This window comes from Acidiphilium sp. (assembly GCF_049977125.1).
GTDB lineage: Bacteria > Pseudomonadota > Alphaproteobacteria > Acetobacterales > Acetobacteraceae > Acidiphilium.
On sequence record NZ_JBMFGY010000013.1, the window covers coordinates 36,277 to 48,952 of the forward strand.

The following is a 12,676-nucleotide window of genomic DNA, read 5'->3' on the forward strand; positions in this document are numbered from 1 at the left end:
GCAGCGCCCTCCTCTTGCCTAAAACCAGTGGATTTTAAAGGCTCCGCCTTTAACGGGGTCCAGGGGCAGCGCCCCTGGCCTTACCTTTCCCAACACCCCCATCACCCAAGCTGCATCATGAACGCGGCGCGGCGCAGGTCGTCTTCGGTGGTGATTTTGAAATTGTCATCGCTGGCTTCAACCATCGTGACCGCGAGTCCGGCCAGTTCCGCGACGGCCGCGTCATCGGTCAGATCAGCGCGTCCGGCGTGGGCGCGGTGGGCGGCCAGGATCGCGGCGAACCGAAACCCTTGCGGGGTTTGCGCCCGCCAGAGGTTGGTGCGTTCGACCGTGCCGGTAATCAGCGCGCCCTGGCAGCGTTTCAGCGTGTCCGCGAGCCGCACCCCGGCGATCGCGCCTGGTGTGTGATCGAGTGCGGCGATCACCGCGGCGATGGTGCTCGCCGCAACGAACGGCCGCACCGCATCGTGGATCACGACGCGATCCGGCGCGAGTGCGGCGAGGCTTTCCAGCCCCAGCCTGACGGAGTCCTGGCGCGACGCCCCCCCCATCACCGGCGGCGCCACATCCATGCCGGCGGTCGCCGCCGCGAACAGTGCCCGATCATCCGGATGGATCACCACCCGCACCTGATCGATCAGCGGATGATCGCGAAACGCAACGATGCTGTGACGGATGATCGCCACCCCATCGAGCAGCCGGTATTGTTTCGGCACCGGTCCCCCGAGCCGATGGCCGCGCCCTCCGGCCACGATCAGCGCCGCGATCATCCGATCTCCATCCGCTCCGGTGTGAGGGCCGCGCGCAGTCGTCCGGCCGACCGCGCCAGATGCGTCCGCGCCTCGCGCGCCGGCACGGCCATGAGCAGCGCCACGATCGCGGTCTTGACCTCGCCGTCGCAATCATCGAGCGCCGCGCGCGCCGCCGCCCCGTCGCACCCGGCAATCGCCGCGACGATCCGCACCGCCCGCGCGCGCAGCTTGGCATTGGTCGGTTTCAGATCGACCATGTAAGGGCCGAAAATCTTGCCCAACCGGATCATCACCGTGCTCGACAGGCAATTGAGCGCGATTTTCTGGGTTGTCCCGGCCGAAAGCCGGGTCGAACCGGCGATCACCTCCGGGCCGGTATCGATCACAATCGGCATGAGCGCCCGTTCGGCAATCGGCCCGAAACTGTTCACCAGACACCCGGTCAGCGCTCCGGCGCGATTGGCATGCTCGATCGCGGCCAGGGTGAAGGGCGTCGCGCCGGATGCGGCGATGCCGATCAGCGCATCGCCGGGGCCAATGCCATGCGCCGCCAGAAGCGGGACGACCGCCTCGCCATCATCCTCCGCCCCTTCGACCGCACCGGCCACCGCCGCCGCCCCGCCGGCGATCAGCGGAATCAAGATCCCCGCCGGCAGCGAGAAGGTCGGCCCGCATTCCACCGCATCGAGCACCGCCAACCGGCCGGAGGTGCCGGCCCCGGCGTAGAACAACCGCCCGCCGGCTTCGAGCCGCGCCGCGATCGCATCGGCGAGATCGGCCAGGGCAGGGGTGATGTCGCGCAGCGCCGCCTGCGCCCGCACCTCCTGCGCCAGCAGCGCGCTGATGATCGCCGCGCTCGAGCGCAAGTCCAGATCACCCAGATCGGCTCGTGCCGTCTCGGTCGCCGGCAACAGTGTCGCGCCGGACCGCTTGCCGGTCACCACCCCGATCGGCGTGCCGGCGATCCAGGTGTTGCGCACGTGAAACGCGTCATCGAGCCAGATCAGATCGGCCCGTTGCCCCGGCGCGATCCGGCCCCGGTCGGCAAGGCCAAGGGCGCGGGCAGGGGCCTCGGTCGCGGCCAGCAGCGCCGCCGCCGGGTCGATCCCGGCCCCGATCAAGCGCCTTACCCCTTCATCGAGCGTGATGACCGCCCCGGTCAGCGTCCCATCGAGCCGCCGTGCGGCCCCATCGATCACCATCGCCGGCGCCCCGCCGAACGCGGCGCCGGACCCCTCGGCCATGCCGGCGAGATTGATCGAATCGGTCACCGCGATCGCTCGCCCGCCCGCCGCCGCAAACCCCAGTTTCAACGCGATCGGATCGGCATGAACCCCGTCGGCGATGAAACACGCCGCCATCCGCGCGTCGCTCAGCGCAACGCCGATCAATCCCGGATCACGATGATGAAACGGCCGCATCGCGGTGAACACATGGGTCGCCATCCGCGCCCCGGCCTCGATCGCGCGCGCGGCCGTCGCCGCATCGGCATCGCTATGTCCCAGCGACACAGCAATGCCGAGGGCCGCAAGCCGCCGGATCGCCGGCAGCGCGTGCGGCAGTTCGGGCGCCAGCGTGATCAGCCGCAGAACGCGGCGCAACGCCGGGTCGGACAATACCCGATCCAACGCCGCCTCATCGGGAACCAGCAGCCAATCCGCCCGATGCGCGCCCCGCCGGTTCGCCGCCAGAAACGGCCCTTCCAGATGCACCCCCACCATGCGGGCCACCGGCTCTGACCGAAGTTCGTCGATCGCGGCATCGATGCGGGCGGCGCTACTGTGTATCGCGCCGATCGGCGCGGTGATCACGGTCGGCAGAAAACTGGTCACGCCGCAGGAGGCCAGGCGGCGGCACAGGGTTCGCAAACCATCGCTATCCGCCGTGGCGCAGTCGATGCCGAACGCGCCGTTATTGTGAAGATCGATCAACCCCGGCGCCAGCATCCCCTCCGCCAGCACGACATCGGCATCGGCCGGCACATGTCCGAGTACGCGGACGATCACGCCCGCCTCGATCAGCACGGCCCCAGGACCGCGGATGCGCCCGTCGATGAACAGGTGCGGCGCCGCGATTATCATGGCTCAGGTCGCGAGCATCGGGCCCAATGGCTTGCCGGCGAACAGATGAACATGCAGATGCGGCACTTCCTGATGACTGTCCGGTCCCATGTTCGCGAGCAGCCGATAGCCGGTCTCCTCGAAGCCGAGCATCTGCGCCACATGCCCGATCGCACGAATGAATCCGCTGATCTCGGCCTCCGGCGCCGTCGCGGCGAAATCCGCGAACGAGACATACCGGCCTTTCGGGATGACCAGAATATGATGCGGCGCCTGCGGATTAATATCATGAAACGCGAGCGCGAATTCATTCTCGAACACCCTGCGGCTCGGAATCTCACCACGCAGTATTTTCGCAAAGATATTGCCATCATCATACGGCGGCTTGCCGCTCACGCCCCGCCGGCTGAGGATATCCTGTTTATCGGTCATGGAATTTTCCTGGTTTCCGCAATTGAGAGCATCACCGGCCGCGCGGATTTCTCGGCAATGCCCGAAATCCCTTCACGCCGTTTCAACTCGGTCCACACATCTTCCGGCCGTAACCCGACAGCGACCCACATCACCAGCAGATGATACAGCACGTCGGCACTTTCCGCGATCAGCGCGTCGCGGTTCCCCGCAACCGCCTCGATCAGACACTCGACCGCTTCCTCACCGAATTTCTGCGCCACCTTATTGATCCCGCGCGAGAGCAACCGCGCCGAATGACTGATCAGCGGGTCCGCCGATTTGCGCGCGATGATGGTGGACCACAGCCGGTCCATGACCCGCGCATCCGGCGCTTCGGGGTCAAGTGGCGGCACCGGCGCAAACCGCACCGCCGATTTGATCTTGCGGGTCACCTTCGCCTTCTCGGTCTTGGCGGTCTTGGTGGCCTTGGCCTTGACCGGTGCGACAATCGGCATCGTTCGGGTGGTTTTGGTCGGTTTTTTCGCCATGGCAATCCTCTAACGCAACGACGTGATCGGCCTGACCGGCAGACCCGCGCGATGCAAATTCTCTTTGACCTCGGCAATGGTGAATTGCCCGAAATGGAACACGCTCGCCGCCAGCAGGCCGCTCGCCCCCGCCTGCGCGCCCTCGGTGAAATGGTCCAGCGTGCCGACCCCGCCAGAGGCAATGATCGGAATCGTGATCGCCCCCGCTACCGCCCGCAACAGGGCGAGATCAAAGCCTGACCCGGTCCCGTCCCGATCCATCGACGTCAGCAGAATCTCGCCCGCCCCGCGCGCCTGCATGTCTCGACACCAATCAACCGCATCGATCCCGGTCGGGTTGCGCCCGCCATGGGTGAAAATCTCCCACCCGCCGCGCCCGTTCGCCCGCGCGTCCACCGCCACCACCACGCATTGGCTGCCGAATTTCCGCGCCGCTTCATTGATGAAATCCGGCCGCGCGATCGCCGCCGAATTGATGCTGCATTTATCCGCCCCCGCCAGCAGCAGCCGCCGCATATCCTCGGTGCTGCGGATCCCGCCTCCCACCGTCAGCGGGAGAAACACCCGTGCCGCGGTGCGCGCGACCACATCGGTCATCGTGTCCCGATTCTCATGGCTCGCCGTAATATCCAGGAACGTCAACTCATCCGCCCCCGCCGCGTCATACACCGCCGCCTGCTCGACCGGATCGCCCGCATCGCGCAGCGACACGAAATTGACCCCCTTCACCACCCGCCCGTCCTTCACGTCAAGGCAGGGTATTACCCGTAATTTCAGCATGATGCCTCCGCCCCAGCCTCCGCCAACGCCGCGGCCGGATCGATACTGCCATCATACAGCGCCCGCCCGATGATCGTGCCAACCACATTCGGCGTCCGCCCGGCCGCCTCTCGCAACGCGACAATATCGCCCAGCCCCGCCACCCCACCGGAGGCGATCACCGGAATCCGCACCGATCGCGCCAAAGCCTCGGTCGCCGCCAGGTTCAACCCCGCCTTCATCCCGTCGCGCGCAATGTCGGTGTAAATGATCGCGGCGATCCCCGCATCCTCCAGCCGCAACGCCATCTCCGCCGCCGACAGGCTGGACACTTCGGCCCACCCCTCGGTCGCCACCATGCCGTCCGCCGCGTCGATCCCGACCACGATCCGCCCCGGAAACGCCACCGCCGCCGCGCGCACCAGCGCCGGGTTCTTCACGGCAGCACTGCCCAGAATCACCCGCGCAATCCCCAGCGCCAGCCACGCCTCGATCCCCGCCATATCCCGAATGCCGCCGCCCAGCTGCACCGGCATCGAAACCGAAGCCAATATCGCGCGCACCGCCTCGCCGTTCACTGGCCGGCCGGCGAACGCCCCGTTCAAATCCACCACATGCAGCGCCGCGAACCCCAAAGCCTCGAACGCGCGCGCCTGCGCCGCCGGATCATCGGCATAGATCGTCGCCTCCGCCATCGCGCCGCGCTTGAGGCGAACGCAGGCGCCGTCTTTCAAATCGATCGCGGGGAATAAGGTGAGGGGCATCAGAAGAAGAGTTCTTTTTTGTAAAAAAGAACCAAAAAACTTCCCTTAATTTGGTGCACGACGTCGAAACCCGTACGGACCAGAGGAACAAAAGTTTTTTGCTTCTTTTTTACAAAAAAGAAGCCTTGCTGACCTTCCCTCATCCCTGCGCCTGCAACATCTTATAATAAAACAATCCCGCCACCGTCCGCCCCTCCGCCCGCGCATAGGCCGGATGACTGCCCCAGCGCACGAACCCCGCCGCCTCATAAAGCGCAATCGCCGCCGTCTGCGTTTCGCGCACATCGAGGTTCAACACCTGATACCCCAACGACCGCGCCCGCTCCTCAACCCGCCGCACGATCAACCGCGCCAACCCATGCCCCCGCGCATAGGGGGCGACGAAATTGAGCGCCAGTGTCGCCCCCAACGCCTGCGCCTCGTTGTTGCGCGGCGGCCGCACCAGTTGCGCCGCGCCATAAATCGTGCCGTCCATCCGCCCCACGAACAACTCGCGCTCCGGCACCATCACCACGCCGCGAAAATACTGCTCGAGCGCAGCCCGCCCCGGCGGCTTGATCCAGCCGAACCCGCCGCCATCGATAATCGCCGCATCCGCCGCCTCGCACAGCGCCTGCATGTCATCATCGCCGATCACCGATAACCGATCGACCGCGAGCGTCTGCGGCGGCGGCATGTCGCGGATCGGCGCGCCGGTCATTGCGGCGTCCAGCGCAGAAAATTGCCCAGAATCGTCAACCCGACCTCCTGACTCTTCTCGACATGAAACTGCGTCCCCGCCCGATTACCCCGCGCCACCATCGCCACCACCTCCCCGCCGTAATCCGTCGTCGCGATCACCGGCGCCGGGTCATCGGTCACCAACGCGTAGGAATGCACGAAATACGCGTGATCCCCCGGCACCAACCCCGCGAGCAACGGATGCGCCCCCGGCGTGAACACCAACTCGTTCCACCCCATATGCGGCAGCCGCAACCCGTGCGCCGTGATCGGCGCAATATCCCCGTCAATCCAGCCGAATCCCGGCGTCGTGCCATGCTCCAACCCGCGCGCCGCCATCAATTGCATCCCCACGCAAATCCCCAGGAACGGCGCCCCGGCATCGACCCGCCGATGCATGGCCCCCGCCAGCCCCGGCCGCGCCGCCAACCCCTGCGCGCAATCGGCAAACGCCCCCTGACCCGGCAGCACGATCCGGTCCGCACGCGCGACCTCATCGGGATCATCGGTAATCGTCACCGTGCAAGCCAACCCCGCCCGCGCCGCCGCCACTTCCAGCCCCCGCGCGGCCGAGGCCAGATTGCCGCTGCCGTAATCGATCACCGCGATCCTCAAAGCACCCCCTTGGTCGAAGGCACCACCCCCGCCGCCCGCGCATCCGGCTCAACCGCCATCCGCAGCGCCCGCGCCACCGCCTTGAACGCCGCCTCGGCAACGTGATGCGCATTATGCCCGGCCCGCCTCGTCACATGCAGCGCAAACTGCCCGTTCGCCGCCAGGGCCTGGAAAAACTCGCCCACCAGCTGCGTGTCCATATCCCCCAGCATCGGCCGCTCGAACGCGACATCGAACACCAGAAACCCCCTGCCCGACAGATCGATCACCGCCTCGCACAACGCCTCATCCATCGGCACCACGGCAAACCCGAACCGCGTGATCCCCCGCTTGTCGCCCAACGCCTCGCGGATCGCCTGGCCCAGCACGATCCCGACATCCTCGATCGTATGATGCGCATCGATATGCAGATCGCCCTCGGCCCGCACATCGAGGTCGAGCATCCCATGCCGCCCGAACGCGGTCAGCATGTGATCGAAAAACCCGATCCCGGTGCCAATCTCGGTCTGCCCGGTGCCATCCAGATCGAGCATCAACTCGATCGCGGTTTCAGAGGTTTTCCGGCTGATGGTTGCGGTGCGATTCATCCGCGCTGCCTAACCCAAAACCGCCGCCGCGCCAATGCGGCGGTTCGGGTTATTTTTCAACTAATGGTTGATCTGTTCCAGCGCCAGACCCTTGGTGGACGGCCCAAGCGCAATCATCGCGATCCCGACCAGCATCGCGATCCCGATGAACACGGCAACCCCCGGCACGCCGTAATCCGCCAGCAGAATCCCGATCGCCAGCCCCGCGAACGCCGCCGCGATCCGGCTCCATGAATACACAAACCCCACCGCCCGCGCCCGGATGCGCGTCGGGTAGAGCTCCGGCTGATACCCATGATAGGCGAACGACATGATATTGGCCGCCAGGGTGAACGCCACCCCCAGCGCAATCAGGATCACCGGCGCATTGCTCATCGCGAACAGCGCCATCACCACCCCCATCACCGCGAGCCCGCCGATGATCTGGGTCTTGCGCTCCAGCCGGTCGGCGAACAACGTGCCGAGCAGCGGCCCGAACGGATTGGCGATCGCGATGATGAAGGCATATTCAAGACTCGCCGTCACATGAATGCCCCGATGGATCAGCAGGGTCGGCACCCAGGCGGCAAACCCGTAAAACCCGATCACCTGCGCCATGTTGAACACCGACAATATCAGGGTGCGCTTGCGATATTGCGGGCTGAAAATCTCGAAAAACGAGCCAACCCCCTCTTCCTCCGGCGCCGCCGGCTGCGGTGCCGGCAACGCGATGCCGGTCTCAGCGGTGACCCGCGCCTCGATCCGGGCGACAATCGCCTCCGCCTCCGCCATCCGTCCATGCCGCGCCAGCCAGCGCGGGCTTTCCGGAATACCGCGTTGCAGCACGAACACCACCACCGCCCCGAGCGACCCGATCAGAATAACCACCCGCCAGTAATCCAGCCCGAACGGCCGGGTTCCCTTCAGCGCGAACGCGAGGAACGCAATCACCGGCACGACCGAGAAGGTGATGAACTGATTGACCGAAAACGCCCGCCCGCGTTCGCCGCGCGGGATCAGCTCGGAAATGAAGGTATCGATCGTCACCAGCTCGACCCCGATGCCGACCCCGGCGATAAAGCGCCAGATATCCAGCGCGAACCCGCTGGTCTGAAACGCCATGATCGCGGTGCACACCATGTACCAGAGCAACGATCCGGTGAACACGATGCGCCGCCCGAACCGGTCCGCCACCTGGCTGAACACCAGCGCCCCCAGCCACAGCCCCGCGAAGGTCGCGAACACGAAGGTGCCGAACCCGGCCACCTTCAGCGCGCCGAGCGAGGCGAAAATCCCCAGCGACGCCGGCTTGAACAGCCCCGACCCGATCATGCCGGGCGCGACATAGCCGGTGAAGAACAGATCATAGAATTCGAAAATCCCGCCGAGCGAGATCAGGATCACCATGGTCCAGACCGTGCGCGATGGCGGCAACCGGTCGAGCCGCGCGGCAATATCCGCTGAATGTTGGCCTGACATCCGATGATCCCCCTATTCGTTTTATTTCCCTCCCTTAAGCCAGTACCTTCACCAAATATCAAGCCAAGCGCCCATCCCCCCGCCGCCCGCTTGCATTTCGGCGCGGCGGCCTCAACATCAGCCTACCGATCCGCCACATCAAGGAAACGCGCCATGTCCGAACTGGTTCTCTGGGGCTTCGACGGCTCCACCTATGTCCGCACCGTCAAAATGGTCCTCGCCGAAAAAGGCGTCGCCGATTACACCCAGCACCAGGTCAATGTGCTCGAAGGCGAACCGAAACACCCCGACCATCTCGCCCGCCACCCGTTCGGCAAGGTCCCCGTCCTCGATCATGACGGCCTGCGCATCCTCGAAACCGGCGCGATCACGCGCTACCTGAACGACATCCTCGCCGGCCCCGCGCTGATCCCGGCCACGCCGAAAGACCGCGCCCGGATGGACATGATCATCAGCCTGATCGATTCCTACGGCTACGGCGCCCTGCTCGGCGGCGTCGCCGCCTATCACCTCTTCCCCGATTTCGTCGGCGGCCAGAACGAGGCCGCCCGCGTCGCCGGCATCGAAACCGGCCGCAAACTCCTCACCATCGCCATGCAGACCAAAGGCACCTCGCCCTTCATCGCCGGCGATCTCAGCCTCGCCGATCTCTACCTCGCCCCGATCATCGCCTATGTCGCCATGACCCCGGACAAGGACGCCCTGTTCGACATTCCTGGCTTTCACGCCTGGTGGACCGCCATCCAGGCCCTGCCGAGCTTCAAATCCACCCAACCCGGCTGATCGCGAAACTCATTGCCCCGCCGCACGGTTTCCGGCAGTTTCCAACCGTCCAAGCCCAAGCCCAAGTTCAAGCTGGCAACCGTGCAAAGGCCACGATCATGGCACCACCCATCACCGGCCGCTGCCTCTGCGGCAGCGTCCGTTTCCAATCGAGCGCCGCGCCGATCGCGACGCGCGCCTGCTGGTGCCGCGACTGCCAGTATCTCGCCGGCGGCAATGCCACGATCAATGTGATCTTCAGCAAAGACCACCTGAGCATCACGGGCACCACCCAGGCTTATGAAAGCACCGCGGACAGCGGCAACGCCATGCAGCGCTCGTTCTGTCCCCGATGTGGCACGCCGCTGTTCAGCGAATCATCCGGCCGCCCCGGTCTCCTGGTGATCCGCGCCGGCGCGCTCGACGATCCCGCGCCCGCCCGCCCGCAAGCCTTCATCTGGACCGATCGCGCCCCGACCTGGGGCTTGATCGACCCCGCCGTGGCATCCTATCCCCGCCAACCACCGCCCGTCACCCCAACCTGAAATCCCGCCTCACTCCACCCGGTCGGCCTGATCCCGCCGGTCCTGATCGCGCACCAGCCAATACACCGCCCCCAGCGACAAAAACGCCGCCGAGAGCGCGAACAGCTGCAACGACTCGCCCTTGCCCAGATCCAGAATGATCAACTTGCGCACGATCGCCAGCATTCCGATCAAAATCACCACCCGCACCCGCACCAACCCCTCGGCCCGCTCGCTGGTCACCAGAATCGAGCGTTTGAATTCGAGCGCGATCACCACGGTGAAAATCGCCCCGAACACCGATTGAAAAATCGCCGGATTGGTCGGATCGAAACTGGTGAACAGAATATCATGCACGATATTCAAAATCAGATGCAGCAGCGCCGCCGTCACCACGACCGCCATCAGCAGCGTCAGCACCTGCACCACGACGATCTCGAAATAATGATAGATCCTGGTCTCCAAGCCTGCGCGCATTCCTGATCATCCTTTTTTGCGTGTCCAGCGCACCAGCGCCCGCCCCGCGACAAACACACCACGACAGGTAAAAGTAAAGCAAGGCCTGCTTTTTTTGCAAAAAAAGCAGCAAAAAAACTCCCTTTCGTTAGCCCGTGCCGGTGACCGCGCCGGCAACCCAACTCCGAAAAGTTTTTTGCTTCTTTTTTTCAAAAAAGCAGCGCTTCCCTTCCTAACCCACCCAACCCATGCCATCTCCCGCTGATGGAACTCCCGCACGATCCGGTCGGCTGGCACGGCACGACCATCCTCTGCGTCCGCGCGAACGGCGCGGTCGCCATGGCCGGCGACGGCCAGGTCAGCCTCGGCAACACCGTGGTCAAAGGCAACGCCCGCAAGGTCCGCCGCATCGGCAACGGCGCCGTCCTCGCCGGATTTGCCGGCGCCACCGCCGATGCCTTCACCCTGCTCGAACGCCTCGAAGCCAAGCTCGAACGCTTCCCCAGCCAACTCGAACGCGCCTGCGTCGAACTCGCCAAGGATTGGCGGACCGACCGCTACCTCCGCCGCCTCGAAGCCATGATGGCGGTGGCCGATAACGTGCACTCCTACACCCTCACCGGCAATGGCGACGTGCTCGAACCCGACGATGGCATCATCGCGATCGGCTCCGGCGGCAATTACGCCCTCGCCGCCGCCCGCGCCCTGCTCACCATCGAGGGCCTCACCGCCGAGGACATCGCCCGCCGCGCCATGAAAATCGCCGGCGACATCTGCATCTACACCAATCACAACGTGATCGTGGAAACCCTGTGATCGATAGCCCGACCTATACACCCCGCGAAATCGTCTCCGAACTCGACCGTTTCATCGTCGGCCAGAACGACGCGAAACGCGCCGTCGCCATCGCGCTGCGCAACCGCTGGCGCCGCCAGCAACTGCCCGAAGCGATGCGCGAGGAGGTCGTGCCGAAAAACATCCTGATGATCGGCCCGACCGGTTGCGGCAAAACCGAAATCGCCCGCAGACTGGCGAAACTGGCGCAAGCCCCCTTCATCAAGGTCGAGGCCACCAAATTCACCGAAGTCGGCTATGTCGGCCGCGACGTCGAAAGCATCATCCGCGATCTGGTCGAAATCTCGATCACCATGCTGCGCGAGCTCAATCGCAAGGGGGTTGCCGCCCGCGCCGAGCTTGCCGCCGAAGAGCGGCTCCTGACCGCGCTGGTCGGGGAGGGCGCCTCCGCCGACACGCGCAACCGCTTCCGCGCCATGCTGCGCGAGGGTCAACTCGAAGACCGGGAAATCGACATCGAAGTCGCCGAAAACCCGGCCGCCATGATCGGCCAGCTCGACATGCCGGGCATGCCCCCCGGCGGTGCCGCCAATCTCGGCGAAATGATGAAATCCATGTTCGGCCGCCCGCACAGCCGCAAACGCATGACCGTCGCCGCCGCCCGCATCGCGCTCAACCGCGAGGAGGCCGACCGCCTGCTCGATACCGACCAGCTCACCGCCGACGCCCGCACCCACGCCGAAAACCATGGCATCGTCTTCCTCGATGAAATCGACAAAATCTGCGCCAAATCCGAAGGCGGCTTCCGCGGCGGCGATGTCTCGCGGGAAGGCGTCCAGCGCGACCTGCTGCCCCTGATCGAAGGCACCACCGTCACCACCAAATACGGCCCGATCAAAACCGATCACATCCTGTTCATCGCCTCCGGCGCCTTCCACATCGCCAAACCCTCCGACCTGCTGCCCGAACTCCAGGGCCGCCTGCCCATCCGGGTCGAATTGGCCCCGCTCTCGCGCGACGATCTCCGCCGCATCCTCACCGAACCCGAACATTCGCTGCTCAAGCAATACGTCGCCCTGATGGAAACCGAAAACGTCCATCTCGACTTCTCCGATGACGCGGTGGACGCCATCGCCAGCCTCGCCGCCGACATCAACGACCGCGTCGAAAACATCGGCGCCCGCCGCCTCGCCACCGTGCTCGAACGCATGCTCGAGGAAATCAGCTTCGGCGCCACCGACCGCGCCGGCGAGACCATCAGCGTCGACGCCAGCCTGGTCCACGAAAAAGTCGCCCCGCTCGCCGCCAAGGGCGATCTCAGCCGGTTCATTCTTTAGAGCGTTATGCTTTCAGCTTAACGCTCTAACTCTATATTTTTTCGAGCAATTTCATGCGATTATGTTGCCGCTGCCGCGTCAACTTAATCGCATATCGCTCTAATCCCCATCTCCCGCCCACGCGGCGCTTGCCCACCCCCCTGGGA

The 12,676-nt window shown here is 65.2% G+C and carries 15 protein-coding genes; 4 read left to right on the plus strand and 11 right to left on the minus strand.

The window, feature by feature from the left end; all coding sequences use genetic code 11:
* Positions 1-101: 101 nt before the first annotated feature.
* From ispD to ACP5E6_RS04100, 10 genes are all read right to left on the minus strand, one after another.
* Positions 102-770, minus strand: coding sequence for a 2-C-methyl-D-erythritol 4-phosphate cytidylyltransferase (gene ispD / locus ACP5E6_RS04055; protein ID WP_427952033.1), 669 nt, complete (start codon positions 768-770; stop codon positions 102-104).
* The gene (gene nagA, locus ACP5E6_RS04060) at positions 767-2,833 is read right to left on the minus strand and encodes an N-acetylglucosamine-6-phosphate deacetylase (protein ID WP_427952036.1); all 2,067 of its coding nucleotides are present in this window, start codon (positions 2,831-2,833) and stop codon (positions 767-769) included. The genes ispD and nagA overlap by 4 nt, the downstream gene beginning before the upstream one ends.
* A 3-nt stretch (positions 2,834-2,836) precedes the next feature.
* Positions 2,837-3,244 (minus strand): histidine triad nucleotide-binding protein, encoded by a 408-nt coding sequence (locus tag ACP5E6_RS04065; protein WP_427952039.1) that lies wholly within the window; start codon positions 3,242-3,244, stop codon positions 2,837-2,839.
* The gene (locus ACP5E6_RS04070; RefSeq protein ID WP_427952041.1) at positions 3,241-3,753 is read right to left on the minus strand and encodes a phosphoribosyl-ATP diphosphatase; all 513 of its coding nucleotides are present in this window, start codon (positions 3,751-3,753) and stop codon (positions 3,241-3,243) included. Before ACP5E6_RS04070 ends, ACP5E6_RS04065 begins: the two co-directional genes overlap by 4 nt.
* Positions 3,754-3,762: 9 nt before the next feature.
* Positions 3,763-4,533, minus strand: coding sequence for an imidazole glycerol phosphate synthase subunit HisF (hisF, locus tag ACP5E6_RS04075; protein WP_427952044.1), 771 nt, complete (start codon positions 4,531-4,533; stop codon positions 3,763-3,765).
* Positions 4,527-5,276, minus strand: a complete 750-nt coding sequence (gene hisA, locus ACP5E6_RS04080) for a 1-(5-phosphoribosyl)-5-[(5-phosphoribosylamino)methylideneamino]imidazole-4-carboxamide isomerase (RefSeq protein ID WP_427952046.1) — start codon at positions 5,274-5,276, stop codon at positions 4,527-4,529. The genes hisF and hisA overlap by 7 nt, the downstream gene beginning before the upstream one ends.
* A 139-nt stretch (positions 5,277-5,415) precedes the next feature.
* The gene (locus tag ACP5E6_RS04085) at positions 5,416-5,976 is read right to left on the minus strand and encodes an N-acetyltransferase family protein (RefSeq protein WP_427952048.1); all 561 of its coding nucleotides are present in this window, start codon (positions 5,974-5,976) and stop codon (positions 5,416-5,418) included.
* The gene (gene hisH, locus ACP5E6_RS04090) at positions 5,973-6,611 is read right to left on the minus strand and encodes an imidazole glycerol phosphate synthase subunit HisH (protein WP_427952050.1); all 639 of its coding nucleotides are present in this window, start codon (positions 6,609-6,611) and stop codon (positions 5,973-5,975) included. The genes ACP5E6_RS04085 and hisH overlap by 4 nt, the downstream gene beginning before the upstream one ends.
* Entirely contained in the window at positions 6,608-7,198 is a 591-nt protein-coding gene (gene hisB, locus ACP5E6_RS04095; protein WP_427952052.1) for an imidazoleglycerol-phosphate dehydratase HisB, read from the minus strand. The genes hisH and hisB overlap by 4 nt, the downstream gene beginning before the upstream one ends.
* Positions 7,199-7,258: 60 nt before the next feature.
* Positions 7,259-8,656 carry an MFS transporter gene (locus ACP5E6_RS04100; protein WP_427952054.1) on the minus strand — a complete coding sequence of 466 codons (1,398 nt, stop codon included), beginning with the start codon at positions 8,654-8,656 and terminating at the stop codon, positions 7,259-7,261.
* 153 nt (positions 8,657-8,809) lie between these two features.
* On the opposite strand from ACP5E6_RS04100, the gene ACP5E6_RS04105 reads away from it, so the two are divergent.
* Both ACP5E6_RS04105 and ACP5E6_RS04110 read left to right on the plus strand, forming a co-directional pair.
* Positions 8,810-9,439 carry a glutathione S-transferase family protein gene (locus tag ACP5E6_RS04105; protein ID WP_427952057.1) on the plus strand — a complete coding sequence of 210 codons (630 nt, stop codon included), beginning with the start codon at positions 8,810-8,812 and terminating at the stop codon, positions 9,437-9,439.
* 98 nt (positions 9,440-9,537) lie between these two features.
* On the plus strand, positions 9,538-9,963 hold the full coding sequence (locus tag ACP5E6_RS04110) for a GFA family protein (protein WP_427952059.1): 426 nt from the start codon (positions 9,538-9,540) through the stop codon (positions 9,961-9,963).
* Positions 9,964-9,972: 9 nt separating this feature from the next.
* Here the strand turns inward: ACP5E6_RS04110 and ACP5E6_RS04115 are convergent, their stop codons facing one another.
* Entirely contained in the window at positions 9,973-10,419 is a 447-nt protein-coding gene (locus ACP5E6_RS04115; RefSeq protein WP_427952062.1) for a phosphate-starvation-inducible PsiE family protein, read from the minus strand.
* 243 nt (positions 10,420-10,662) lie between these two features.
* Here ACP5E6_RS04115 and hslV point away from each other — a divergent pair, with 243 nt between their 5' ends.
* Together hslV and hslU are read left to right on the plus strand one after the other, a co-directional pair.
* Positions 10,663-11,214 (plus strand): ATP-dependent protease subunit HslV, encoded by a 552-nt coding sequence (gene hslV / locus ACP5E6_RS04120; protein WP_427952065.1) that lies wholly within the window; start codon positions 10,663-10,665, stop codon positions 11,212-11,214.
* Complete coding sequence (hslU, locus tag ACP5E6_RS04125; protein WP_427952069.1) at positions 11,214-12,530, plus strand: ATP-dependent protease ATPase subunit HslU; 1,317 nt, start codon at positions 11,214-11,216, stop codon at positions 12,528-12,530. Before hslV ends, hslU begins: the two co-directional genes overlap by 1 nt.
* Positions 12,531-12,676: the final 146 nt, after the last annotated feature.

What these genes read in the sequence shown, in the direction of transcription:
- ispD (WP_427952033.1), bottom strand. Translation starts at nt 770, where the DNA reads ATGATCGCGGCGCTGATCGTGGCCGGAGGGCGCGGCCATCGGCTCGGG.
- nagA (WP_427952036.1), bottom strand. Translation starts at nt 2,833, where the DNA reads ATGATAATCGCGGCGCCGCACCTGTTCATCGACGGGCGCATCCGCGGT.
- ACP5E6_RS04065 (WP_427952039.1), bottom strand. Translation starts at nt 3,244, where the DNA reads ATGACCGATAAACAGGATATCCTCAGCCGGCGGGGCGTGAGCGGCAAG.
- ACP5E6_RS04070 (WP_427952041.1), bottom strand. Translation starts at nt 3,753, where the DNA reads ATGGCGAAAAAACCGACCAAAACCACCCGAACGATGCCGATTGTCGCA.
- hisF (WP_427952044.1), bottom strand. Translation starts at nt 4,533, where the DNA reads ATGCTGAAATTACGGGTAATACCCTGCCTTGACGTGAAGGACGGGCGG.
- hisA (WP_427952046.1), bottom strand. Translation starts at nt 5,276, where the DNA reads ATGCCCCTCACCTTATTCCCCGCGATCGATTTGAAAGACGGCGCCTGC.
- ACP5E6_RS04085 (WP_427952048.1), bottom strand. Translation starts at nt 5,976, where the DNA reads ATGACCGGCGCGCCGATCCGCGACATGCCGCCGCCGCAGACGCTCGCG.
- hisB (WP_427952052.1), bottom strand. Translation starts at nt 7,198, where the DNA reads ATGAATCGCACCGCAACCATCAGCCGGAAAACCTCTGAAACCGCGATC.
- ACP5E6_RS04100 (WP_427952054.1), bottom strand. Translation starts at nt 8,656, where the DNA reads ATGTCAGGCCAACATTCAGCGGATATTGCCGCGCGGCTCGACCGGTTG.
- ACP5E6_RS04105 (WP_427952057.1), top strand. Translation starts at nt 8,810, where the DNA reads ATGTCCGAACTGGTTCTCTGGGGCTTCGACGGCTCCACCTATGTCCGC.
- ACP5E6_RS04110 (WP_427952059.1), top strand. Translation starts at nt 9,538, where the DNA reads ATGGCACCACCCATCACCGGCCGCTGCCTCTGCGGCAGCGTCCGTTTC.
- ACP5E6_RS04115 (WP_427952062.1), bottom strand. Translation starts at nt 10,419, where the DNA reads ATGCGCGCAGGCTTGGAGACCAGGATCTATCATTATTTCGAGATCGTC.
- hslV (WP_427952065.1), top strand. Translation starts at nt 10,663, where the DNA reads ATGGAACTCCCGCACGATCCGGTCGGCTGGCACGGCACGACCATCCTC.